This window comes from Pseudoduganella umbonata (genome assembly GCF_014192225.1).
Lineage (GTDB): Bacteria > Pseudomonadota > Gammaproteobacteria > Burkholderiales > Burkholderiaceae_D > Rugamonas > Rugamonas umbonata.
In genome coordinates this window covers 310,235-334,807 of record NZ_JACHXS010000006.1, presented here as the reverse complement: position 1 = coordinate 334,807, position 24,573 = coordinate 310,235, and the positions used below count along the sequence as shown (strand labels likewise).

The following is a 24,573-nucleotide window of genomic DNA, read 5'->3' as shown; positions in this document are numbered from 1 at the left end:
TGTGCCGACTATCGGGTTCCCAAAAAAATAACGGAGACACGCATGCACTGGAAGACATCGCCAGTCCTCGCAACGGCCTGCGCCATCGGCCTGGGCCTGGCCGGCTGCGGTTCGGGCAGCCCGCCGCCGCAGGCCGCCCGGCCCAACATCCTGATGATCATGGCCGACGACCTGGGCTATTCCGACATCGGCGCCTACGGCAGCGAGATCAGCACCCCGAACCTGGATGCGCTGGCCGCTTCCGGCCGCCTGGTGCCCAATTACCACACCGGCTCGACGTGCTCGCCGACCCGCGCGATGCTGATGTCCGGCACCGATCACCACCGCGCCGGGCTCGGAACCATGGCCGAAACGATCGGCAGCCTGGTCGCCGGCGGCGTCGCCCCCTACGGCGCCGCCAACAGCTACGGCTTCGACACGCTGCCGCCCGGCTACGAGGGCTACCTGAACGACCGCTCGCTGTCGATGGCACAGCTGCTGCGCGATGCCGGCTACCACACCTACATGGCCGGCAAGTGGCACCTGGCCAGCATGCCGAGCGCGGCGCCGCTGGCCAGCGGCGGCAGCCCGTGGGTGTTCCGGCCGGCCTCCTTCCCCAACGCCAGGGGCTTCGAACGCTCCTTTGTCCAGCTGCAGGGCGGCGGTTCGCACTTCGCGCCGGTGCCGGGCCGGCCGACGGTGGCCGATCTCGGCTCGGTGCACCAGGAAGACGGCCAGGCGGTCGCGCTGCCCGCCGATTTCTACTCGTCGACGACCTATACCGACAAGCTGATCGCCTACATCGACAGCAACCTGGGCGACGGCAAGCCATTCTTCGCCTATGCCGCGTACACGGCGCCGCACTGGCCGCTGCAGGCACCCGATGCCGACATCGCCCGCCAGGCCGGCAAGTACGACGAAGGCTATGACGTGATACGGGCGCGGCGCCTGGCCCGGCAGAAGGCACTCGGCTTGGTGCCGGCCGATTTCACCGGCAACCCCGGCCTCGATGGCGCGCTCGGCCGCCCCCGCTGGGACAGCCTGACCCCGGCGCAGCGGGCCACCGAGGCACGCAAGATGGAAGTGTACGCGGCGATGGTGGAAAACCTCGACCGCAACATCGGCCGCCTGATCCAGCACCTGAAGCAGACCGGCGCCTACGACAACACGCTGATCGTGTTCACGTCGGACAACGGCGCCGAAGGCGCGGCCAGCCAGTTTCCGGACAATGCCAACGTCGACAATTCGCTGGCCAACATCGGCCGGCCGCTGTCCAACGTCACCTATGGCGAGCGCTGGGCGGAAGTGAGCGCGACGCCGTTCCGCCTGTGGAAGGGCATGCCGGCGGAAGGCGGCGTCAGCGCGCCGATGATCGTGCGCCTGCCTGGCCAGACCACAGGCCGCCCTGCCCTGAACGACCTGGCCCATGTGAAGGACCTGCTGCCGACGTTCCTTGCGGCGGCCGGGATCGCCGACCCGGGCGCCACGTATGCCGGCAAGGCCGTCAACCCGATCACCGGCCTGTCGCTGCTGGCCCGGCTGGATGGCGCGGACGGCCCCGACGTGCGCGCCGGCCAGGCGCTGGCCGACGAGCTGTTCGGCGGCCGCTACGTGATTCGCGATGGCTGGAAGATGGTATCGATGCAGCCGCCGTTCGGCGACAACAGCTGGGCCCTGTACGACCTGCGCAACGATCGCGGCGAAACCCGCGACCTGGCCGCGGCGCAGCCGGAGATCGCTGCCCGGCTGCGCCGCGACTACGATGCCTGGGCCAGCCAGGCGGGCGTGGTGTGGCTGCCGGTTCCCTCCCGGCGCCCGCCTGCGCCATGAGCCGCTTCGCCAGGGGCGCGGCGCTCGCGCTGGCCGCCGGCGCCGTGCTGGCCGCCGGCGCGGTACTGGCGGCAGGAGCCCTGCTGACAAATCACGCGCTGCGCGCCACGCCGGCCGCACCGGTCGCGGCCGCGCTGGGAAACAGTGCCGCGTGCGCCACCTATTCCGGCCTGCCGCCCGGCTGGGGCAGCGATCCGCATGCGGGCATGCAGCGCCTGCCGGGTGGCCGGTTCGTGCTGGGCGCCGACGACGGCTATGCCGAGGAGCGGCCGGTCCGCGAAGCCACGGCCGCGCCGTTCTGGATCGACCGCACCGAGGTGACGAACGCCCAGTACGATGCGTTCGTGCGCGCCACCGGCTACGTGACCGAGGGCGAGCGCCATGGCAGCGGCGCCGTGTTCCGCGCGCCGCCCGCCGGGCGTGGGCAGGAGGTAGCCTACGGCAGCTGGTGGCACGCCGTGCAAGGTGCCGACTGGCGCCATCCGGAGGGGCCGGGCAGTTCGCTGCGCGGCCGGGAAAACCAGCCGGTGGTGCAGCTGACCCGTGCCGATGCCGCCGCCTACGCGCGCTGGCTCGGCCGCAGCCTGCCGACCGAGGCGCAGTGGGAGTACGCCGCCAGGGCCGACGGTCAGCCCGAACGCATCGAACGCGGTCCCCGTGGCAAGGATGGCCGGCCCGCGGCGAATTTCTGGCAGGGCATCTTCCCCTACCTCGATTCGCGCGAGGACGGTTACGCCGACCGCGCGCCGGTGGGCTGCTACCCGGCCAACGGCATGGGCCTGCACGACATGATCGGCAATGTCTGGGAATGGACGTCGGATCGATGGCATGGCAGCCACCTGCCGCACGGCACCGGCGCGCCGGCGGCGTTATCGGCCGAAGAAGGCCTGATCAAGGGCGGCTCGTTCCTGTGTGCCAGCGATTTCTGCACGCGTTACCGGGCAGCGGCGCGCCATCCGCAGGATGCCGCACTGGGAGCGGCGCACGTCGGCTTCCGCACGGTGCTGCCTGCGGCGCCGTAGGCCGCCGCCGGCGGCTTCCCTTCAATCCGCTTGCGGGCCGGGCGGCCAGGCGCTGCCGGGATCGAAGACTTCGGACCGGCCACCGGCCAGCATGATGCTGAACGGCGAACTGTCGCGGTGCCCGCAGCGCGAGTTCGACAGCAGCGTGCTGAAATCGCCGAAGCCTTCGATCCGGCCGCGGCGCGGCGCGGGGCGCTCGCCGGGCGTGTTGGTCACCGTACCGGTCGCGTCCTGCCCTTCCAGCGTTGCCACGCGGGCCGACAGCGCGGCCACCGTGCGGCGCAGCTCGGCCAGTTCCTCGTCCTTCCGGCGCAATGCCCGGTCGCGCTCGGCCAGCAGCGCCTGCATGCTGCCTTCGGCATCGGCATGCAGGCGTTCGGCCAGCTGGCCGACCAGCGCCAGCAGCGCGTGCTCGGTTTCGTCGCGCCGCGCCGCGCTGTCGGTGCTTTCGCCGGCCAGCTCCTTCAGGTACTTGTGGATGGTCGATTTCGAGCCGGTGTCGCCCAGCGCGTGCCGTACCGCGTCGGCGGACGGGTAGCGGCCTGCGGCCAGCAGCTGGTCGCGGATCGCCCTGACCTGGTTTTTCGTGAGTCCGTTGCGTGCCATGTGCGCCTCCTTCAGGAACTGGCCTGGCCGACCAGGCCGCGGTTGGCCGCCCGGCTCAGTTTCGGGTGCACCACGGGAATCGTCAGCATCGTGCTGCCCACCGCCATCAGCAGCAGCGCGGTGAACGTCTCGCTGGTGATGATGCCCTTGTCGAGCAGGATGTTGGCGAAGATGATTTCGATCAGGCCCTTGGTCTGCAGCAGCCAGCCGATGATCGACGCTTCGCCGTCCTTCCATTTCAGGACCCTGCCGGCGATGTGCGCGCCGACCAGCTTGCCGCCCACCGAGGCAAACAGCAGCAGCCCGGCCGCGAAGAACACCGCATAGCCGCCCAAATCCCATTTGGTCTTCAGGCCGGTGCTGAGGAAGAACACCGGCATCATCACCAGCAGCACGGTCTTGAACAGGTTGTCGAGCTGTTCCTGGCCGAACCAGTCGGCATCCATCACCACGCCGGCCAGGAAGGCGCCGACCATGAAGTGCAGCCCGGCCCAGTCGGCGCCGAAACCGCAGGCCACCAGCCAGATCAGCGCCACGTACCAGCGGTCGCTCTGCTGCAGGCGCACCATCAGGCGCCGGAACAGCAGCGTCAGCACGGTGAAGGCGAGCAGGAAGCCGACCTGGCGGCCCATGCGTTCCCAGTCGAGCATGATCACCGCCAGCACGCCCCAGATCGCCACGTCGTCCAGGCTGGCATAGCGCAGGATGCGCTGGCCCATCGGCTGGCGCAGGATGTCGAGCTTTTCCATCAGCAGCACCAGCACCGGCAGCGCGGTCACCGCGCACGCCATGCCGGTGCCGAGCAGGAATTGCCAGGTGGCCGCCTTCGGGCCGATCCAGCCCGGGTAGGCCAGCAGCAGCAAGGCCGCGGCGCAGCCCAGCAGCAGCGGCATGCCCAGCGACAGGCCGGCCGCGGTGGCGCTTTCGCGGCGGTGCTGCCACACTTTCTTCAGGTCCAGCTCAATGCCGGCGAGCATCACGAACAGCATCACGCCCCACAGCGCGATACCGTTCAGCGTCTTGACGACATCCGGATTGAAGACGAACGCGTGGTATTCGGGCAGCGCGGCACCCAGCACGCCGGGGCCCAGCACGACGCCCATGATGATCTGCACGATGGCCAGTGGCGCGAAATAGTCGGTGCGGCCGAGGCGCCAGATCAGGAACGGTACGACGAAGATCAGCAGCATCGCCAGCAAAAACACTTCGGTGGTGTTCATATGTCTCCCAGTCGTTATTTGTTATGTAATTACGTACCGTCGGGAATAGTAGCGGAGAGTTGGCTGTTGTGAAAGCGTTTTCAGGGGTGGTGGTAGCGTTTCCACAACAGGCGGCTGGGAAATCGGTTGGTACAGGAGGATAGGTATGGCGGGAGGCATCTGGTGTCGGACACCGACGGGTGTCGGACACCGGTTTTTACTCGGGTGAGCGAGGGGATTGTGGCGGTGGGTGGCGTCGGTGTCGGACACGGAAATGCAAAACCGGGGACAGTCCCCATGCGGGGACAGTCCCCCTGCTGATCGACCGCTATGTGCGACTTCTGCTTTTGTTTGCGCCGGGGGTAATACGGCGGGAAGCAGACAGTGGTGCTACAGCCGGCCTACTGCCCACAGCACGCCGCGGGCGACGAGGTCGAGGTAGCGCGGGTCGGCCATCACGGCTTCGTTGTGGGCCAGCGTGGTGCTGAAGACGCGGGTGCGCCGGGGGCCGTAGAGGTGGGTCCAGGCGACGGTGTACGTCCTGGCGCGGTCCGCCGCTACCGGCGATTCCGGCTGGATACCGTACAGCACGGGCGTGACGTCGAACGCCGCCAGATTGTTGTACAGCTCGTCGCTGGCCGTGGTGTACGACTGGAAGCCTGCGGCGACCGGGTGGCCGGTGCCGGCGGCCGTCAGCCGGATCGGCGACTGCGGGCCATGGCCGCTGGACTGGATGCCGGTGAATTCGAACCAGCGCGCGTTCGGGGCGCCGGCCGTCACCGGTTTCTTCCAATCGCCGGAGCGGTAGGAGTGCATGGCGCAGTGCAGGTTCACGGCCGGCACGCCGGCGCGGTGCGGCGCCAGCACGGCGTCCAGCACCGCCGCGCTGTCCTCGTCGGCCGCGCATTCGTTGTGGATCACCACGTCGAAGCCGTCGGCGTACTTCGGGTTGCCGTGGATCGGCAACGCGGGCCGCGTGGCCTTCTCGCCCGCCCGGGGATCGTGGTAGACGTGGCTGACTTCGGCCGCCATGCGCGCTTTGAGGCCCGATTCCAGCAGCTTGCGCTGCTGCGGATAATCGTGGCAGCAGCCACCGCTGACGATCAGGATCTTCACCGGCCCGGCCGGCTCGGCGCCAGCCGACGCGTTGGCGACGATGGCGAGGACAAACGCGCCCGCGATGGATTTCAGCATGGCCAGCTTCCCGGTAGAAGAAAAGAAGATTTTAAGAGCAAAGCGGGCCGGCATCCGATCAATCGGCCGATTTTCCGGCGGACCGGCAGCGCGCCCCGTCGGCATGCACCCTACTGCGCGTTGCGCTCGACCGGCCACTTCATGAAGGCGAACATCCACAGGACGACGATGTTCAGCAGCGGAATGTACATCAGCAGCGACGCGAAGCCCGGGTAACCCGCCTTGACCGCGATGCGCCACATGGGAATGGTGAAGACCGCGATCCAGAAGAGGAAGAAAATGACGGTGAATGCCGAGTGAAACACGTTATACGATCCCATCGATGGTTCCCTTGCTTGTATTGCCCGGCGGACGCCAGGCCCCGGCGCACAGCGTAGCACCGCGCGAACGATTGAAAATGCACGCTTTGTCACAATGTCTACAATAGGGATTCCGGCACCAGCAAGATGGTGGCGCCGGGCCAGTCGTGCGACGCGGCGGCTGGCCGGCAGGGAGAATGCATCGGGGCACTGGAGGGCAGCATGCGCGCAGTCGAGAATGAACATATCGTTTCCTACCGGGCGTTACGCAACACCATCGGCTGGACCGGCCTGCTGATGCCGCTGGCCGTGCGGGGCGGCGGCCTCCTGCTGGAAGGCATCAGCACCACCGAATCGATCAGCGCCTATTACTACACCAGTATGCGCGACATCTTCGTGGCGAGCACGGTGCTGACCGGCGTCCTGCTGGCGTGCTACCGCACCCCTCGCCTGCTCGACAATGTGGTGGCCACCCTGGCCGGCCTGTCGGCGATCGGCGCGGCATTGTTCCCGATGGACCCGACGTACGCCGCGGAACTGCTGGCCCGCTATCCGGACCTGGGCACCCAGGCGCATTACTCGAACCACGGCATCCTCGGCTATCACCTGCTGTTCGCGATCACGTTCGCGGCGCTGTCGTTCTACCTGGTGTTCTTCCGCTTCGGCGCGGGTACGCCGCCGGACAATATCCAGGCTTTCCGGCGCAAGGTGGTGTACAAGATCTGCGGCGCCGTGATGCTGCTGTCGTTCGCGGCGATCGCCTACATGGGCCTGGCGCTGGAAGGCCAGTCCGTGTTCTGGCCGGAAACCTGTGCCGTGGCCGCCTTCGGGGTGGCATGGCTGGTCAACGGCCGCACCGTGCTGAAGGATCCGCCCGACGAGGCAGGCATGCAGCCGGTTCACCGGTAGGACGCCTCGCGCCCGCGGCGCTGGCCGTGCCGTCATCATCCGGTCATGTTGGCTGATTAAGGTTGTGGCTTTTCCAACAGCCAGACCATCACATGAACCGCAAGTCCCTACTCATCGCCGGATTGACCACGGCACTGCTGGCCGCCTGCGGCAGCGACAGCGACAGCGCCCCCGCTCCCACCCCCACCGTGCCGGAAACCACGGTGCCGAAGAACGTGATCTTCTTCCTGGGCGACGGCATGGGCCTGACCACGATGACCGCGGCGCGCATCTACTCGGTCGGCGAAGACGGCGACCTGACGATGGACACGCTGCCGGAAACGGCCTTCGTGAAGACGTTCTCGAACGATGCGCAGGTGACCGACAGCGCGCCGTCGATGGCGGCCTACATGACCGGCGTGAAGATGAACAACGAGGTCGTCTCGATGTCGCAGGACACGAAGGCGGTCGATCCCGTCGTCGACAGCGCCGGCAACCGGCTGGGCAACAACTGCGGCGCGAACAACGGCACGCCGGCCACCACGCTGCTGGAACTGGCCAAGGCGCAGGGCCTGGGCACCGGCGTCGTGTCGACGGCGCGCGTCACGCATGCGACGCCGGCCGCCACCTACAGCCACATCTGCCACCGCGACCTGGAGAACGATATCGCCGCCGCGCTGGTGCCGGGCGCCACGGGCTACAACAGCGCGCTGGGCAGCAACGGCCTGGACGTGATCATGGGCGGCGGCAGCCAGTTCTTCAAGCCCGCAAAAGACGGCGGCAGGCGCGCCGACGGCCGCGACCTGGTGGCCGAACTGAAGGCGAAGAACTACGCCGTCGCCAGCAACACCGCCGAGCTCACCGCGATCGACGGCACCAAGACCGACAAGCTGCTGGCCCTGTTCACGTCCAGCCACATGAGCTACGACCTGGACCGCGATCCAGCGAAAGAACCCAGCCTGGCCGACATGACGACCAAGGCGATGGACGTGCTGGCCCGCAACGGCAAGGGCTACTTCCTGATGGTGGAAGGCGGCCGCATCGACCATGCGCTGCATGAAACCACGGCGAAGAAGGCGCTGCAGGACACGGTCGCCTTCGACAACGCCATCAAGGCGGCGATCGCCAAGGCCAAGGTCACCGACCCGGACCTGAAGAACACGCTGATCGTCGTGACCGCCGACCACGACCACACGCTGGTGCTGAACGGCTACGCGAAACGCACCGGCAAGACGGCGGCCGGCAATGCCGGCGTGCTGGGGGTGGTGAAGAACTACGTGACGGGCGAAGCCGACAAGGATCTCGACGGCGCGCCGTATTCGATCATCGGCTTCGGCAACGGCGAGAACCGCGTGCAGGCCAGCCGTGCCGGCCAGGCATCGCTGGACGACAACGCCACCAGCGCCAACACCTACCACCAGGAAGCCGCGGTGCGCATGGGCGTGGGCAGCGAAACACACGGCGGCACCGACGTGTTCCTGGGCGCCATCGGCAAGGGCGCCGACACGTTCTCCGGCACGATCGACAACACCAGGGTCTTCAGCCTGGTGAAGAACGCCGCCGGCCTGTGAGCCAAGAACAACCCGATACGGAATCACCGCACATGAAACGCACCTTCCTGAAAAAATCCATGATGGGCGCCGCGCTGGCGCTTTCCTTCACCGCCGCGCATGCCGCCGGCGAGGCGAAGAACATCATCTTCTTCCTGGGCGACGGCATGGGCCCGTCCACCATCACCGCCGCGCGCATCTACAAGTACGGCGAAGACGGCAGCCTGGCGATGGACACGCTGGAACGCACCGCGCGCATCAAGACCTTCTCGCACGATGCGCAGACCACCGACAGCGCACCGTCGATGGCCGCCTACATGACGGGCGTGAAGATGAACAACGAGGTCGTCTCGATGTCTTCCGAAACGGTGGCCACCGATCCGGGCCGCGACGCCAACGGCAACCTCGGCATCAACAACTGCGCCGCCGGCAACGGCACGCCCGCCGTGACGATCCTGGAGCTGGCCAAGGCCAGGGGCAAGGCCGTGGGCACGATCACCACCACCGAGCTGACGCACGCCACCCCGGCCACCGCCTGGTCGCACATCTGCAACCGCAATGCGCAGTACGCGATCGCGGCCCAGCTGGTACCGGGTGGCGCCGGCTTCAATACGGCCCTGGGCGACGGCGTGGACGTGCTGATGGGCGGCGGCCGCAATCACTTCACGCCGTTCGCGGCGGGCACCAACACGGCCGGGCGCGCCGATGGCCGCAACCTGCTGGCGGAACTGGCGGCCAGGGGCTACACCGTGGCGGCCAGCAAGGCGGAAATGAACGCGGCGGCGGCCGGCAGGAAATTCATCGGCCTGTACAGCAGCCGCAGCCACCTCGAGTACGAGCTGGATCGCACCGCCACGCCGCCGCTGGGCGAAGGCGCCAGCCAGCCGAGCCTCGCCGAAATGACCGTCAAGGCGATGGACCTGCTGGCCTCGAACACCAACGGCTACTTCCTGATGGTGGAAGGCGGCCGCATCGACCACGCGCTGCACGGCACCAATGCCAAGCGCGCGCTGACGGACACCATCGCGTTCGACGACGCGGTCAAGGCCGCGCTGGCCAAGGCGAAACTGACCGACCCCACGCTGGCCAATACGCTGATCGTCGTCACCGCCGACCACGACCACACGCTGACAATCAACGGCTACGGCAAGCGCGGCAACCCGATCCTCGACATCAACCGCGGCTACCGCGACAACCAGCCGAGCCGCGACGCCGACGGCAACACGTACACGACGCTGGTCTTCGGCAATGGCCCGAACCGCCCCAGCCTGCGCTCCAGCCTGGACAGCGCCACCGTCCTGGCCGACAACTACCTGCAGGAGACCGGCGTGCGCCTGTCCACCGAAACGCACGGCGGCGGCGACGTGAAGCTGTTCGCCACCGGCGCCGGCGCGAAGACGTTCAAGGGCACGCTGGACAACACCAAGGTGTTCGGCCTGCTGAAGGCTGCAGCAGGGTTGTAAAGCATGAGCATGAGCATGAACACGAGCACGAGCACGAGCACGAGCACGAGCATGAGCAAAAGCGCGATCCTGTTCCTGGCGGGTACCCTCGCCTTGGCAGGCAGCGCCCGCGCCGGCGCCGACGTCGACCTGCGCATCACCCGCTACAGCAAGGTCGTCACCGCGGAAGGCGTGACGCGCGAAGCCCGCTACGAGGAAACTATGCTGCGCCGCGCCGGCCACGTGTGGACCGCCCGCGTGCTGCCCGGCACGGGGCATGGCCACGGGCACGGCCACGAGGACGAACATGGGCATGGGCATGGGAACGACACTGCGCATGGGCAGGGGAAAGCGGCGGTGGCGCACAAGGTGGCGGCCCGCAAGAGCGTCGGCCACAAGCACTTCAACCCCGTGACATTGCCGCGCCATGTGGCGATGGACGGCGGCAGGCTGCAGCTGACCTACGTCGATGCGCACGCGAAGGAAGTGATCGCGATTCCTCCTGGCGAATTCGACAACGTGGGTTTCGACGGCTCGTGGGATCACGCCTACCACCTGCTCGATACCGGGGGCCTGCGGGCGATGGCGGCGTCGAAACGCCCTTCCCCCGTGCCCGGCGCGCGCTGGCGCGAGCGTGAACGCGACGGCCTGTACGAGCGCGTGCTGTGGGACGAGAAAAAGCAGCTGCCGCTGGTAATCGAGAGCGGCGACAGGGCGGGAACGTTCTACAACCGCACCGAGCTGAAAGTGGCGGCCGGGCTGACGCAGGACCTGCCGTGGCGAAACCTGAAGGGATATGCGCAGCGGGAGTACGCGGACTTTCTGGATTGACCCGGACCGTATCATCCCGGGCCGGAATTCTGTATTCAGCCCCGCGGCCGCAGCGGATCGAGCAGCTGCCCGCCCAGCGAGGCCGCCAGCGGCGTATCGGTGCCCACCTCGGCCGGCCAGTGGCGCGGCAGGTAGTGGGTGCCGAACAGCCGGTCCAGGAACGGCAGCGTCGACGCGTAGTTGCGGTCGATGTGGTCGCGGCGGCTGTGGTGCCAGTGGTGGAAGGCGGGCGTCGTCACCAGCCATTCGAGCGGCCCGAGGCGCCAGCGCACGTTGGCGTGGATGAAGAAACCCCACAGCGTACCCGCCACCAGCAGCAGCGCCGGCGTGCCGCTGCCCGCGACGCCCGGACTGGCGAGGCCCAGCAGGTACAGCGGCACGAGGCCGAACAGCCGCGTGACCACCATGTCGACCGGATGCGAGCGGGTATTGGCGAGGAAGTGCATGTGCTCCGTGCCGTGGTGCAGCGCATGGAAGCGCCACAGCCATGGCAGTTCGTGGCTGAGCCGGTGCCCCCAGTAGAACCCCGTTTCGGCGATGACGAAGGCCAGCGCGATGCGGGCGGCCGCCGGCAGTTGCCCGATGGCGTGCGTCAACGCGCCGGGCACCACGTGCTGGGCGGCGGCGGCCAGCAGCGCCGTCGGCGCGGCCAGCACGACGACCGGCACCAGGCTGCTGATCACGTAGTACGCCAGGTCATGCAGCCGCTCGCGGCGCGAGCGCGGCGCATGGTGCGCGCCGAACCACCGTTCGAGCGGCACGAACAGCACCGTCAGAAGCACCAGCCAGGCGAACAGGCGCAGCGCGGTGATGGCGAATTCATTCAGCATGGCAGCCACTGCGGAGCACCGGATGCATCGGACAGGCTTGCGCGGCTTATGCCGTCTTGTTCCCGCGGCGGCGTGCCGCGAAGGCCACCAGGCCGAGACCGCCCAGCAGCATGCCCCACGTCGCCGGTTCCGGCACGGCCGACACCAGCGACACGCCGTCCAGCAGCAGGAACGGCGGCGCGCCCGGCGCGGTACCCTTGGCCAGGAACGACAGCACCTGGCTGGCGCCAGCGGCCGTGAACGTCATCGACGCCGTCTGCCAGCCGCTGAAACCGCCATTGGCGATCGACAGCGCCGTGCTGTCCTGCGTGGCGGTGCCGAAGCCCACCTGCCAGAAGTTGTCCACGTTGGCGCCGTCGAAGCCCACTTGCTGGGCCAGCGCGTAGTCGAACGTCAGCGTGTACGCGTTGCCGGCGGTCAGGCCGCTCACGGTCTGCGACAGCACGCCGGGCCAGTACTGCGAATCGGAGGCGAAGATGTTGCCGCGCCCATCCAGCGGGTCGTAGCCGTTGCCGCTGCCCTTCAGCCAGATCGCCGAATCCCACGTCGGTGCGGTCGCCGAGTCCAGCACGAAGTTGTAGCCGCCGTCATTGCCATTGCTGCTGGTCCAGCCGGAGATCGTGGTGCGTTTTTCTTCGCTGGTGACGGTGGCGGACAACTGCTTGTTGGTGCCGTTGGTGGTCTTCTCGAAATCGCCGTTGGCGACGAGATTGGTAGCCGCATGGGCCAGGCCGGTGCCCAGTGTGGCGGCGGCGAACAGGGACAGCAGGACGGTCTTGAGGCGCATGGCGCAGGCTCCAATGAATGACTGACAGAATGAGGGAAACTGCCGGCGATTTTTGGGCCGACGACAGCTCGACGACACACCTTGCCGAACTGCGGAGAGAGACGTGTTGTTGCTTTATGAAAACAACAATTGCATAGGGAAATTATATCAGACAATCCATGGCCGTGATCTATTGTCCAGAACAATTTGAACCGTGGACGACATCGTTGTCCAACACCGGCGCTCTGGCTGGAACCAGCAAGCGGCCATGCATGCCGCCACGCATGCGGCCATGCACGTGCCTATGTCCGCGCCCATGCGCGACTCTGCGCGCGGGTTTGCAAGCATCAGCGGCACGATCATCGACACAAGGACTGCTATCTGCGTGGCAACGGCTGTGTGGCGCCGCCGATACATGGTGTGGTTTCCGTCTGCAGTTCCCTAATGGAGAACACCTGAAACGCCCTGCTGGATCGCCCTGTGACGAACTATTTTTCGCTGAAACTGTCCAACTGAATAGCGAGCGATGAACTTCGCCGCTTTTCAGAGAATTCCAGAGCAATCCAGCCTGTTCCAGCAAGGAGATCCAGGATGATTCCATTAGTAGCCCTGCCGGTAGCACCACACACCATGCTCGCGCTCCTGCAGTTCATCGAGCAATCGGACTCTGCGCTCGCGCCGGGCGAGCTCGCGGACAAGGCGATTCTCGCGTGGCTGGAGAGTCGCCGCGCGGAGGCCGGGCGCCCGGCCGTTCCCGTGCTGCGCGGCTATCAGTGGAAATGCCTGTTCCTGCCGGAAGGCACGCGGTTGCGGGTATGGTGCCGTTCCGAGCATGGTTATGCGGAGGTCGTCGGCGACCGGCTGATGCACAACGGCCTGCCGGTATCGCCCAACCAGTTCGTGGCGGCCTGTTCGGACACGGTGCGCAATGCCTGGGTCGAGATCAATGTGCTGATGCCCGGCGAGAAGGCGTGGAAGCTGGCCAGCATGCGGCGGCGCGAGATCGAAGCGGCGGCGAGACTGGCCGGGGATCGCAACAATCAGCCGGTCATTCCGCCACCGCCACTCCCTTTTCCGCCACCAGCAGCCACGCCGCAAGACTGCGCGAGCGAGCCGGAAGACGACGGGTTCGGCAACCCGCCCCTGATCCGTCATGGCCGGCTCGCCAGCCACGCCCTGTCGTCAGCTTTTACGGAAGGCCGGCGCACGAACACCGTCGACCGGCGCCACCCGAACGCACCGCTGGACCGGCGCGATTGCTACTGATCTATTTCAGTGCCGGCGGGGGTGGTTTCATCGTGCCTCCCCGTTTGTCAGCAAACTTATAAACTTATATAAATAGCAATTATATAATTTCCCGCACGGTGGAGATGCGTGCCCGGCGCGGCCGAAGTGCACTATCATCCGGCAATGTCCAACTCGTCCATTCGGCTGCCCGGCAGCGGCCGGATCGTCACCAACGCCGGTTCTTCATGTTTCTGAAACGCCCTTCGAACTTTCTCCTGACAGTCACCTGCGCGATCGCGCTGCTGCATTTCGGCCGCGAGGTACTGCAACCGATCACGCTGGCGCTGGTGCTCAGCCTGGCGCTGGCGCCGCTGATCCGCGCCATCGCGTCGCTGGGCCTGTCGCGCACCTTCGCCACCTTCACCGCGCTGGTCGTAGCGATCTCGGCGCTCGTTGGCGCGGCCGTCGTGCTGGTCGCCCAGCTGTATGCGCTGACGGCCGACCTGCCCCAGTACCGGGCGGAGATCCGCGCCAAGCTGAAGGAAGTGCAGGTGCTGACCGAGCGGCCGCTGTCCCGCTTGCCGACGGAACTGCTGGAAGGCGTGCCGGCCGCGCCGGCGACCGGCACGTCGCTGCGGGCGCGCCGCGGGACCACGCAGCCGGTACCGGTCGTGATCCGCGAGCCCACGTCGACGCAGGATTCGCTGACGCGGGCCATCGGCGTCGTTTCCGGCCCGCTCGGCACCGTCGGCCTCGTGCTGGTGCTGCTGGTCTTCATCCTGCTCGACCAGGAGAACCTGCGCGACCGGCTGGTCCGGCTGGCCGGGCAGCGCGAAGTGAGCCGCACGCTGCGGGGCCTGGAAGACGCGGCGCACGGCGTCTCGCGTTTCTTCTTTTCCCAGTTCATCGTCAATATCGTGTTCGGCGCCGTCATCGGGGCGATCCTGTGGCTGCTGGGGATCCCCCACGCGGTGCTGTGGGCGGCCCTGTGCGCGGTGCTGCGCTTCGTGCCCTACATCGGCGCGCTGATCGCCGGCGGCGCGATCGCGCTGTTCGCCGCCGCGGTCGACCCGGGCTGGTCGCTCGCGCTGCTGGCGCTCGGGCTGTTCGTGGCGCTGGAGGTGGTGCTGGCGAACGTGATCGAACCGCGCGTGTACGGCCACAGCTCGGGCATGTCGCCGCTGGCGGTGATCGTGTCGGCGCTGTTCTGGAGCGCCGTCTGGGGGCCGGTGGGCCTGCTGCTGTCCACGCCGCTGACGCTGTGCCTGGTCGTGGCCGGCCGCTATATCAAGAGCCTGGAACCGGTCACCATCCTGCTGGCCGAGTCGCCCGACGCCAGCGCGGCGCAGCGCTTCTTCCACCGCGCGCTGTCCGGCGACGCGGCCGCGATCATCGGCGATGCCCGCGTCTTCCTGCGCAAGTCCACGCTGGCGCGCTACTGCGACCAGGTCATGCTGCCCGGCCTGGCGCTGGCCATCGGCGACCTGCGTGGCGGCGCGACCGACAAGGTGCAGGAAGGACGCCTGCGCGCCACCATCGCGCTGGTGGCCGACACGCTGGCCGCGGGCAAGCACATGGGGCGGGCGCGCCGCCTGAACGTGTCGATGCTCAACGAAAGCATCGGCGCGCACCTGCGGCACCTGCGCGAGGAGCGGCTGGGGCGCTGGCAGGGCTCGCTCGACGTGCCGGCGCGCTCGATCGTGCTCAGCGTGGGCTTCGCCAACATCCGCGAGGAATTCCGCAGCGAGCTGCTGGTGCTGGCGCTGCGCGAAGCGGGCATCGATGCGCGCAGCATCACGCTGGACGACGACGACGACGGCGAAGCGCGGCCCGATGCCGAGCACCTGGTATCGACCGTGTTCGTCGTCTACCCGATCGATACCGCGTTCGGGCCATGGTGCGAAGCCGTCGCCGCGCTGCGCGAGAACCTGCCCGACGTGCCGCTGGTAACGATCCGGCCGCGCGAGGACGCCCAGGCCGATCCCGCCCAGGTGGCCGAACGGGTAGACATGGTGCTGCAATCGTTCGAGGAGGCGCTGGCGTTCGTGGCGCCGGTCAAGGCGGCCAAGCCGGCCAAGGCATAGCGTCCTGTCGTCAGTCCGTAACCTTGCCGCGCAGCGCCTTGATCTTCCCGCTGCGCACCTTGGCATCGACCCGCCGCAGCTGCGAGCCGCGGGTCGGCTTGGTGGCACGGCGCACCACGGGAACGTGGGCCGCCGCGTCGACCAGCTCCTGGATGCGGCGCAGCGCCTCTTCCTTGTTCTGTTCCAGGCTGCGCGACGCCTGCGCCTTGACGACCAGCACGCCCTCCTGGGTGATGCGCCCGTCGCGCATGGCCAGCAGGCGCTCCTTCACGCGCGCCGGCAGCGACGATGCGGCGACGTCGAAGCGCGCATGCACCGCGCACGACACCTTGTTGACGTTCTGCCCGCCCGGGCCCTGGGCACGGATGGCGCTGAACGCTACTTCACTGGGATTGATGACCGCCATGCCGCCTCGCTGGAGCTGACCGGCCGCCCGGTCGCGATGCGCATGATAGCGCAATGCGCAGTGCGATTCGCCAAGGGCGGCACCATTGCCGGTACAGCAACGTGGACGGCCGGGCGCCCCGATGCATGGTACACTTGCCGCGTTCCCTGCAACGTTATGTCTATGAGACGATTATTCGTCATCTTCCTTGCCCTGCTGTTCCCCCTGAATGTCCTCGCGCTGTCGATGTCGGTCGCCGCGAACGCGCCGGCGCATACCGAGACATTAACCCTGTCCGCGGCATCGACCCTATCCAAGGCATCGCCCCTGTCCAATGCATTGACCGTGTCCATGGACAGCCAGGTCGGCGAAGCCATGTGCGACATCGATCCGGACGAGCCGCCGGCCGGCATGGATTTTCATGACACCGTGCACGCCGCACCGCGGCTGCCATCCGCCGCGCCCCCCGATGCATCCGTTTCCTCGTTCGTGCCACCGCGGCGCGGGCGCGATCCCCTGCCGCCGATAAAACCGCCTCCCGCCGCCTGACACGGCCCTGCCGTATCGGCTGCCGCTTGCCTGCGCCTGCCGGCGTGGCGGCCCGCGCTCCTGTTCTCCTTTCAAGAAGCACTGTTGTCTTAACGAGGTTTTATCAAATGGAATGGCTCTTCGACCCGGCAATCTGGGCGGGCTTGCTGACGCTTGTCGTCCTGGAAATCGTCCTGGGCATCGACAACCTGATTTTCATCGCGATCCTGGCGGACAAGCTGCCGCCCCACCAGCGCGACAAGGCGCGGCTGATCGGCCTGTCGCTGGCGATGCTGATGCGGCTTGGCCTGCTGACGATCGTGTCCTGGCTGGTCACGCTGACCACGCCGCTGTTCTTCATGGCCGGCCAGGGATTTTCCGGCCGCGACCTGATCCTGCTGGCCGGCGGCGTCTTCCTGCTGTTCAAGGCCACGATCGAGCTGCATGAACGGCTCGAAGGGGTCACCCATGCAGCCACCGGGTCGAAGGTATATGCCGGCTTCGGCGCCGTGGTGGCGCAGATCGTCGTGCTCGATGCCGTGTTCTCGCTCGATGCGGTGATCACGGCCGTCGGCATGGTCGACGAACTGGGCGTGATGATGGCCGCCGTCGTCATCTCCATCGGCGTGATGATCCTGGCCTCGAAGCCGCTGACGCGCTTCGTCAACGCGCATCCGACCGTCGTCGTGCTATGCCTGTCGTTCCTGCTGATGATCGGCCTGTCGCTGGTGGCCGAAGGCCTGGGCTTCCATATCCCGAAAGGCTACCTGTACGCGGCCATCGGCTTCTCGATCGTGATCGAGACACTGAACCAGTTCGCGCGCCGCAACTTCCTGAAAAGCCAGGCGCGCGTGCCGTTCCGCGACCGCACCGCCGATACCGTGCTGCGGCTGATGGGCGGGCGCAAGCGCACCGAAGCCGCGGCCGATCCGCAGGACACCCGGCCGGCCGGGCTGGACACGTTCGCCGTCGAGGAGCGCAACATGGTCAGCGGCGTGCTGACGCTGGGCGACCGCTCGGTGCGGTCGATCATGACGCCGCGCTCGGAAATGTCGTGGGTGAACCTCGACGACGACGCCGGCACTGTCCTGCGGCAGTTGCAGCAAACGCCGCACAGCCTGATGCCGGTGTGCCGGGGCCAGCTGGACAACGTGCTGGGCATCGCCCGCACCAAGGACATGATCGGCGACCTGCTGCTGCACCGGCCGATCGGCGAATCCGGCGGTCGCCTGCGCACGCCGATCGTGCTGCCCGATACGGCCGGCGTGCTGAAGGCGATGGAGACGCTGAAGCGTGCGCATGGCCAGGTGGTGCTGGTGACGGACGAATACGGCGTCGTGCAGGGCCTGCTGACGCCGGTGGACATCCTGGAAGCCATTGCCGGCGAATTCCCCGACGAGGACGAGGAACTGGCCATCCAGCCGAAAGCGCCCGGCCTGTGGGAAGTCGATGGCGCGGCCGACCTGCACCTGCTCGAGCAGGTACTGGAAACGGATACGCTGGTCAGCGACGATGCCGACTACACATCGCTGGCCGGCTTCCTGCTGGCACACTTCGAAGGTTTCCCCGAGGCGGGCCAGGTGCTCGAACTCGACGGTCTGCGTTATGAAATCATCGCCGTCGAAGAACGGCGCATCGCCAAGGTGTCGGTGCGGCGCATCGCCGCCGAAACCGCCGAGGAGGCCGTTCAATGAACAAAGAGTCGAATGGACCCGCCCTGTCCGAAGTGCTGCAGCAGCTGGCCGAGGACGGCACGCGCGAACGCATCTCGATCGGCGACCTGCTGACGGCGCTGGCCGACCGCGCGCTGGCCGCGCTGCTGTTCGTGTTCGCCTGCCCCAACGTGCTGCCGGCGCTGCCCGGCACGTCGGCGATCCTGGGCGCGCCGCTGGTGATCCTGGCCGCCCAGCTGGCGTTCGCCCGCAAGCCCTGGCTGCCCGCCTTCATCGCCACGCGCTCGATCGCGCGCAAGGATTTCCAGGCGCTGATCGGCCGCATCCGGCCGTGGCTGCTGCGCGCCGAGCGCATGCTGCGCCCGCGCGGCAGTGCGTGGGCGCTGCCGCCGATGGAATACGTGGTGGGCGCGATCTGCCTGATGCTGGCCATCGTGGTACTGCTGCCGATCCCGCTGGGGAACATGCTGCCGTCGCTGGCCATCAGCATGCTGGCGCTCGGCGTGCTGGAGCGCGACGGACTGTGGATCGTTGCCGGGCTGGCGACCGCTGCGGCCTCGGCCGTGCTAGTCTCCGGTGTTGTATTTGCTGCAATCAAGGCAATTTTGTATATGATGATGGCTTTTTGACATGACAGGATAGAAACGCATGACCGTAACATCGATCGGATGGCTGGAAGCTGCCTTGCTGGGACTGGTCCAGGGATTGACCGAATTCCTTCCCATTTCCTCCAGCGCGCACCTGCGCATCATTGGCCCGTTGCTGCCCTCCGGCATGGATCCGGGTGCCGCCTTTACCGCCATCACGCAGATCGGCACCGAACTCGCCGTGCTGATCTTCTTCCGCCACGACATCGCCCGCATCGCCGTCGCCTGGCTGCGCGGCCTGTCCGATCCGGCCATGCGCAAGCATCCGGACGTGCGCCTGGGCTGGCTGATCATCGTCGGCTCGCTCCCCATCGGCATACTGGGACTGCTGCTGCAGGATGCCATTGAAACCTACCTGCGCAACCTGTACCTGACCGCCACCATGCTGATCGTGTTCGGCGCGCTGATGGGCTTTGCCGACCGCTTCGGCAAGCAGCAGCTGGCGCTGGGCCAGATGACCTGGCGCGACGGCATCGTCTTCGGCTTCGCGCAGGCGATGGCGCTGGTCCCGGGCGTGTCCCGCTCCGGTGGCACCATCACGGCCGGCCTGCTGATGGGCTACACCCGCGAGGCCGCCGCCCGCTACTCGTTCCTGCTGGCGATCCCCGCGGTGATGGCCTCCGGCGGCTACCAGCTGGTGAAAAGCTGGGGCGTCGCCGGCCCCGTGGCGCCGGGCCCGACCGCGCTGGCAACCGTTGTCGCCTTCTTCGTCGGCTACGCCGTCATCGTCGGCTTCCTGAAGATCGTCAGCAGCCGCGGCTTCATGCCATTCGTGATCTACCGCATCGTGCTGGGCATCGTGCTGCTGGCGCTGCTGGGCACCGGACGGATGGCCCCGATCTGACAACCGGCGGTTGCCAGCACCAACGGCGGCTCCGGCCGCCGTTTTCAATATGAAGTCGCAAAAGGCGGCTGCGTACCAGGGGTCTGTCCCCGCCAGTCCGAGCCCGCTGCCCCAGTCGCCGCCCTCAAACAAGGGGACTGACCCCGGTTTTGACGTGCACTACTTGAAAATGCATTCTGACCCCGGTTTCGACGCACCCTACTTGATAATGCATTCTCATTATCGTATAGTTCAGGCCTTTCGCCCTTCCCGGAGTCCACCTTGCCTGCCCTGCCGCGCCGCGCCATCCCAGCCGCCCTGCCCGTCCATACCCTGCCGCGCGCGGTCCTCATCGCCTGCGCAGCCCACGGCATCGCCTGCGCCACTGAGGCCCCAGCCGACGCCCCCGCCCCCACGCAAGTCGTCGAAATCCGCGGCAGCCTGAACGACGACCGCATGACGCCATCCCTGGCACCCGAGGCACTGCCCGGCACCGTCAACACGATCACCGCCGAGGACATCGCCACGCTGGCAATCGGCCGCGACATCTCGAACATCTTCCAGCGCATCCCCGGCGTGGTGGCCAACAACATCGACCAGGGCGACACGGGCAACGGATTCCGCATGCGCGGCTTCGCCACCCAGGGCACGCACGGCGCCGACACCGCCATCTACATCGACGGCGTGCCGCAGAACATCCCGTCCAGCCAGGGCGGCGCGGGCCACGGCCCGGCCTTTCTGGAATGGATGACGGCGGACATGATCGACAGCGTCGCCGTGGTCAAGGGCCCCGTCTCCGCGCTGTACGGCGACCAGAACCGCGCCGGCTCGATTACCATCGCCACCCGCGAAGGCGGCGCCGCCACGCCGTCGAGCGCGGCGATCACGCTGGCCAGCCACGGAGGGCGCCGCGCGTCGCTGACGCTGTCCGGAGAATACGGCGCGGTGCGCTCGCTGCTGGTGGCGGACCGCTACCGCAGCGACGGTTTCCGCCACGGCGCGAGCAACGATCGCACGAACCTGTTCTGGAAGCTGTCGACGACGATCGGCGACGGCATCTACAGCCTGCGCGCCAGCTATTACCGGTCCGACTACGCGGGCGCCGGCTATCTGTCGCTGCCGGCGATGGAAGCGGGCCTCGACCCGCATTCGACGCAGTTCGGCCTGCCCGGCTTCGGCGATGCGCACCGCAGCACGCTGGTGTTCAACCGCCAGCCGACCGGCGCAGCCGGCTGGTTCGCCACCGTGTATGCCGAGGATTTCGAGCGCAGCCGCGCGATCGCCACCAGCACCACGCTGCACACCTTCGGCTACGACGACCGCGCGATCTACGGCGGGCGGGCAGGCAATACCTGGGCCTTCGGCGACAGTGCCGTGCTGACGGCGGGCCTGGAAACCCGCGCGGACAAGGGCGATGCGCTGCGCCGCCAGTACCGCGACCGCCAGCCCACCGCCAGCTACGTCAACAACCAGGAGCTGGACCTGCTGACCTACGGCGCCTTCGTGCAGGGCCAGTACCGCTTGCTGCCGGCACTGAAGCTGCATGCCGGCGCGCGCTATGACCGCTTCGAGTACGACCTGGTCAACCGCAAGCTGCCGGCTGCCTCCACTCCCTACCGCGGATCGGCGTTCACGCCGAAACTCGGCCTGCTGTGGAGCGCCTGTCCCGGCCTGGACGTGTTCGCCAATGTGGCGGAAGGTTTCCGTTCGCCCGCGGCGGAGCAAATCAGCGCCAGCGGCAGCCTCGGGCCGCTGGGCGCGCCGGGCGGCCGCATCAACGCCGGCATCGATCCGAGCAAGGTGCGCTCGCACGACCTGGGGATCCAGGCCCGCCCGGCCGCCGGCTGGAACGTGGCGGGCGCCGTCTACACCATCCGCAACGACGACGAGATCGTCAACACCGCGCCGGACGTGTTCCTGCCGTCCGGCCAGACCACGCGCAGGGGATACGAGTTCGACGTGAACTGGCAGCCCGGCCGCGCCGCCAGCGCCTATTTCAGCTACGGGCGCATCCTGCGCGCCCGGCTCGACAACCCGGCGCCGGGCGCGGGGGCGCTGCTGTCCGTGCCGGCGCACACGTGGAAGGCCGGCGCGCAGTATCGCGGCGCGCTCGGCGCCGGCATGCTCACGCTGAACGGCGACGTCTACGTGACCGCCCGCAACCCCTATTACACCGGCGCCCCTTCCGTGCGGCGCGACATGCCGACCTATGTGCGCTACACGCTCAGATCGGGCTACGACATCGGGACGGTGCAGGCATCGCTTGCGCTGGTCGTCCAGCCGCACCGGTTCGCCAGCGACATCGCCTACGGCACCGCTGCCGGCCTGCTGGTGTCGACGGTGCCGCGTACGCAGCTCGAAGGCTCGCTGCGCTACTTCTTCTGACCCGCCACCGACGAAAGGATCACCATGAACAAACTGACCGGCGCGGCCGATGCCGCGGGCCTGTTCGCTTCCACCCTGTGCATGGTCCACTGCCTGGCCATGCCGGTGCTGCTGGCCATGCTGCCCGCCATGAGCTGGGCCGAGGACGGGCACGTGCACGAGGTGCTGCTCGGCGTGGCGGTGATTGCCGCGCTGCTGTCGCTCGGGCCGGGCTACCTGGCGCACCGGCGCCGCGCCGTGCCGCTGCTCGGCGGCGCGGGCCTGGCCTGCCTGGCGGTGGCCATGTTCGTCGTCGAACCCCGCTACGGCCACGACGCGGAGGCGGTGGTCAGCGTGGCCGGCGCCCTGCTGCTGTTCGGCGCGCACGTGCGCAACCGGATCTGCTGCCGCCGCTGCGCGGGATCGCGCATCTTCTCATCCAGATGATTGAAAGCGGGTCCGTAACCGGTCGACAATAAGGTGCCGGCCACGCCAGTGGCCGTTCATCGTCGACCACCATCGGGAACCCCATGCATTCGAATTCCGCGACCAGGCTTGCCATCGCCGCCACCAGCCTGGCGCTCGCCGCCGCCGCGTCCGCCGCGCCGGACGGCAAGCGCATCTTCCAGAACAACTGTGCGATCTGCCACACGGCGACGCCCGACATGGCGGCGCTGGCCGGTCCGCCGCTGTTCAATACGCTGGGCCGCAAGGTGGCCGGCGTGCCGGGCTTCGGCTACTCGCAGGCACTGGCCGCCGTCGGCGCCGGCGGAAAACGCTGGACGGCGCGCGAACTGGACCTGTTCCTGAAGGACCCGGCGGCCTACGCGCCCGGCACGACGATGCCGATCGCGGTTCCGGATGCCGCCGGGCGGGCCGCGCTGGTTGCCTGGCTCGGTACCGCGAAGGGCAAGGAGGCCGCCGCCGCCGCGGCCACGGCATCGGCTACGGACCTGGTCAAGCCCGGCGAGGAGCACTGGAGCAACGACGCCCCGGGCCGCATCCACGAAGTACGCATGGCCGACCTGCCGCCGCCGTTCGCCAGCGCCAGCGCCGGCAACAACCCGAGCACCGTGCCGCGGCCGCAGGGCGTGCTGCCGGCCGTGCCGGACAGTTTCAGCGTCAACCTGTGGGCGACGGACCCGGACCGCGGCCGCGTGATGACCAGGGCACCGAACGGCGACATCTTCATTTCCTCGACGACGAAGCGGCTGATCAAGGTGTTCCGCTCGGCCACCGGCGAGAAGGCCGACCGGGTCAGCGTGTTCGCGGCGAAGCTGGACCGGCCCTTTGGCTTCGCTTTCTGGCCGGCCGGCCCGAATCCCCGGTACCTGTACGTGGCGAACGTGAACTCGATCGTGCGGTTCCCGTACAGGAACGGCGACCTGGTCGCCACCGCGGAGCCGGAAGTGGTGGTGCCGAAACTGACGGCGGAGACGGGCAGCCACTCTTCCCGCACGCTGGTCTTCTCGGCGGACGGCAAGACGATGTTCCTGTCGATCGGCTCGGCGTCGAACGTGGCCGAGGACATCGGCGCGGCGCCGCCCGAACCGCTGGCGCAATGGGAGAAAAAACACGGCCTGGGCGCACCGTGGGGCTCCGAATTCGACCGCGCCCTGGTGCTGGCGTTCGACCCGGACGGCAAGAACAGGCGCACCTTCGCCACCGGCCTGCGCAACTGCGTGGGCATGTACCTGTATCCGCGCACGGGCGACCTGCTGTGCAGCGTGAACGAGCGCGATCGCCTGGGCGACAACCTGCCGCCCGACTACCTGACGCGCGTAAAAGCCGGCGCCCACTACGGCTGGCCGTGGTACTACATCGGCGACCACGAGGAACCGCGACTGAAAGGCCACCGCCCCGACCTGAAAGGGAAAGTAACGGCGCCCGACCTGCTGCTGACGGCGCACTCCGCGCCGCTGGGCATGATCATGTACGCCGCCGGCCCCGGCGCGCGGGCGAAATTCCCCGCCGAATACGACGGCGACCTGTTCCTCGCGCTGCACGGCTCCTGGAACCGCGCCACCCGCACCGGCTCGAAAGTGGTGCGCGTGTTCATGAAGGACGGCGTGCCGACCGGGAAATACCAGGACTTCATGACCGGCTTCGTGGTCAGCGACAAGGAAGTGTGGGGCCGGCCCTCCTCCGTCGTCGTCCAGGACGACGGCTCGCTGCTGGTGGACGACGACGTGACTGGCGAGATCTGGCGGGTGGCACCGAAGTAGCAATTGTGAATAGGCGGCGCCGCAAGGTGTGCAATCCGATGTCGAGATAGCGGCAGAGCGGCAGGGGTCTGTCCCCGCCAGTCGCCACTGCAAACCCCAGTTGTCGGCCCGTATCAAGGGGACTGACCCCGGTTTCCCTGCATAGGATGTCGCAGATAGCAGTCGCGTTGCAGGGGGGCGA

22 protein-coding genes are annotated in these 24,573 nt (G+C 67.8%); 15 read left to right on the top strand and 7 right to left on the bottom strand.

What is annotated here, in order from left to right; all coding sequences use genetic code 11:
* Positions 1-42: 42 nt before the first annotated feature.
* Together FHS02_RS17645 and FHS02_RS17640 are read left to right on the top strand one after the other, a co-directional pair.
* Entirely contained in the window at positions 43-1,809 is a 1,767-nt protein-coding gene (locus FHS02_RS17645; protein WP_137313652.1) for an arylsulfatase, read from the top strand.
* Positions 1,806-2,831 (top strand): formylglycine-generating enzyme family protein, encoded by a 1,026-nt coding sequence (locus tag FHS02_RS17640; RefSeq protein WP_137313653.1) that lies wholly within the window; start codon positions 1,806-1,808, stop codon positions 2,829-2,831. Before FHS02_RS17645 ends, FHS02_RS17640 begins: the two co-directional genes overlap by 4 nt.
* Before the next feature lie 21 nt (positions 2,832-2,852).
* Here FHS02_RS17640 and FHS02_RS17635 read toward each other — a convergent pair whose 3' ends face one another.
* From FHS02_RS17635 to FHS02_RS17620, 4 genes are all read right to left on the bottom strand, one after another.
* Positions 2,853-3,437, bottom strand: a complete 585-nt coding sequence (locus FHS02_RS17635) for a DNA-binding protein (RefSeq protein ID WP_137313654.1) — start codon at positions 3,435-3,437, stop codon at positions 2,853-2,855.
* A gap of 11 nt (positions 3,438-3,448) precedes the next feature.
* A complete protein-coding gene (locus FHS02_RS17630; RefSeq protein WP_137313655.1) occupies positions 3,449-4,657 on the bottom strand; it encodes a cation:proton antiporter in 1,209 nt (402 codons plus the stop codon).
* Positions 4,658-5,026: 369 nt separating this feature from the next.
* The gene (locus FHS02_RS17625; RefSeq protein ID WP_175424786.1) at positions 5,027-5,830 is read right to left on the bottom strand and encodes a ThuA domain-containing protein; all 804 of its coding nucleotides are present in this window, start codon (positions 5,828-5,830) and stop codon (positions 5,027-5,029) included.
* A gap of 110 nt (positions 5,831-5,940) precedes the next feature.
* Entirely contained in the window at positions 5,941-6,150 is a 210-nt protein-coding gene (locus FHS02_RS17620; protein ID WP_137313657.1) for a hypothetical protein, read from the bottom strand.
* Between the two features lie 201 nt (positions 6,151-6,351).
* Here FHS02_RS17620 and FHS02_RS17615 point away from each other — a divergent pair, with 201 nt between their 5' ends.
* The 4 genes from FHS02_RS17615 to FHS02_RS17600 all read left to right on the top strand — a co-directional run bounded on the left by FHS02_RS17615 (position 6,352) and on the right by FHS02_RS17600 (position 10,840).
* Entirely contained in the window at positions 6,352-7,038 is a 687-nt protein-coding gene (locus FHS02_RS17615; protein WP_137313658.1) for a hypothetical protein, read from the top strand.
* A 92-nt stretch (positions 7,039-7,130) separates the two neighbouring features.
* Positions 7,131-8,588 (top strand): alkaline phosphatase, encoded by a 1,458-nt coding sequence (locus FHS02_RS17610; RefSeq protein WP_137313659.1) that lies wholly within the window; start codon positions 7,131-7,133, stop codon positions 8,586-8,588.
* Positions 8,589-8,620: 32 nt separating this feature from the next.
* Positions 8,621-10,030 carry an alkaline phosphatase gene (locus FHS02_RS17605; protein ID WP_137313660.1) on the top strand — a complete coding sequence of 470 codons (1,410 nt, stop codon included), beginning with the start codon at positions 8,621-8,623 and terminating at the stop codon, positions 10,028-10,030.
* Between the two features lie 51 nt (positions 10,031-10,081).
* The gene (locus tag FHS02_RS17600; RefSeq protein ID WP_137313661.1) at positions 10,082-10,840 is read left to right on the top strand and encodes a hypothetical protein; all 759 of its coding nucleotides are present in this window, start codon (positions 10,082-10,084) and stop codon (positions 10,838-10,840) included.
* Positions 10,841-10,875: 35 nt separating this feature from the next.
* Here FHS02_RS17600 and FHS02_RS17595 read toward each other — a convergent pair whose 3' ends face one another.
* Both FHS02_RS17595 and FHS02_RS17590 read right to left on the bottom strand, forming a co-directional pair.
* A complete protein-coding gene (locus FHS02_RS17595) occupies positions 10,876-11,670 on the bottom strand; it encodes a sterol desaturase family protein (RefSeq protein ID WP_137313662.1) in 795 nt (264 codons plus the stop codon).
* A 46-nt stretch (positions 11,671-11,716) separates the two neighbouring features.
* The gene (locus FHS02_RS17590) at positions 11,717-12,457 is read right to left on the bottom strand and encodes an FxDxF family PEP-CTERM protein (protein WP_137313663.1); all 741 of its coding nucleotides are present in this window, start codon (positions 12,455-12,457) and stop codon (positions 11,717-11,719) included.
* 570 nt (positions 12,458-13,027) lie between these two features.
* Here FHS02_RS17590 and FHS02_RS17585 point away from each other — a divergent pair.
* The gene (locus FHS02_RS17585; RefSeq protein WP_137313664.1) at positions 13,028-13,702 is read left to right on the top strand and encodes a hypothetical protein; all 675 of its coding nucleotides are present in this window, start codon (positions 13,028-13,030) and stop codon (positions 13,700-13,702) included.
* A gap of 206 nt (positions 13,703-13,908) precedes the next feature.
* Positions 13,909-15,747 carry an AI-2E family transporter gene (locus FHS02_RS17580; protein ID WP_137313665.1) on the top strand — a complete coding sequence of 613 codons (1,839 nt, stop codon included), beginning with the start codon at positions 13,909-13,911 and terminating at the stop codon, positions 15,745-15,747.
* A gap of 10 nt (positions 15,748-15,757) precedes the next feature.
* Here FHS02_RS17580 and arfB read toward each other — a convergent pair whose 3' ends face one another.
* Positions 15,758-16,153, bottom strand: a complete 396-nt coding sequence (gene arfB / locus FHS02_RS17575; RefSeq protein WP_137313666.1) for an alternative ribosome rescue aminoacyl-tRNA hydrolase ArfB — start codon at positions 16,151-16,153, stop codon at positions 15,758-15,760.
* 162 nt (positions 16,154-16,315) lie between these two features.
* On the opposite strand from arfB, the gene FHS02_RS17570 reads away from it, so the two are divergent.
* The 7 genes from FHS02_RS17570 (at position 16,316) to FHS02_RS17540 (ending at position 24,392) form a co-directional block, all read left to right on the top strand.
* A complete protein-coding gene (locus FHS02_RS17570) occupies positions 16,316-16,681 on the top strand; it encodes a hypothetical protein (protein WP_137313667.1) in 366 nt (121 codons plus the stop codon).
* 107 nt (positions 16,682-16,788) lie between these two features.
* Positions 16,789-18,354, top strand: coding sequence for a TerC family protein (locus tag FHS02_RS17565; RefSeq protein WP_137313668.1), 1,566 nt, complete (start codon positions 16,789-16,791; stop codon positions 18,352-18,354).
* Positions 18,351-18,962, top strand: a complete 612-nt coding sequence (locus FHS02_RS17560; protein WP_137313669.1) for an exopolysaccharide biosynthesis protein — start codon at positions 18,351-18,353, stop codon at positions 18,960-18,962. Before FHS02_RS17565 ends, FHS02_RS17560 begins: the two co-directional genes overlap by 4 nt.
* Before the next feature lie 19 nt (positions 18,963-18,981).
* Positions 18,982-19,824 (top strand): undecaprenyl-diphosphate phosphatase, encoded by an 843-nt coding sequence (locus tag FHS02_RS17555; RefSeq protein WP_137313670.1) that lies wholly within the window; start codon positions 18,982-18,984, stop codon positions 19,822-19,824.
* A 261-nt stretch (positions 19,825-20,085) separates the two neighbouring features.
* Positions 20,086-22,188 (top strand): TonB-dependent receptor, encoded by a 2,103-nt coding sequence (locus tag FHS02_RS17550; RefSeq protein WP_137313671.1) that lies wholly within the window; start codon positions 20,086-20,088, stop codon positions 22,186-22,188.
* Positions 22,189-22,212: 24 nt separating this feature from the next.
* Positions 22,213-22,614: a MerC domain-containing protein gene (locus tag FHS02_RS17545; RefSeq protein WP_137313672.1), complete on the top strand. Its 402-nt coding sequence runs from the start codon at positions 22,213-22,215 to the stop codon at positions 22,612-22,614.
* Between the two features lie 83 nt (positions 22,615-22,697).
* Complete coding sequence (locus FHS02_RS17540) at positions 22,698-24,392, top strand: PQQ-dependent sugar dehydrogenase (protein ID WP_137313673.1); 1,695 nt, start codon at positions 22,698-22,700, stop codon at positions 24,390-24,392.
* The last annotated feature ends 181 nt before the right edge of the window (positions 24,393-24,573 follow it).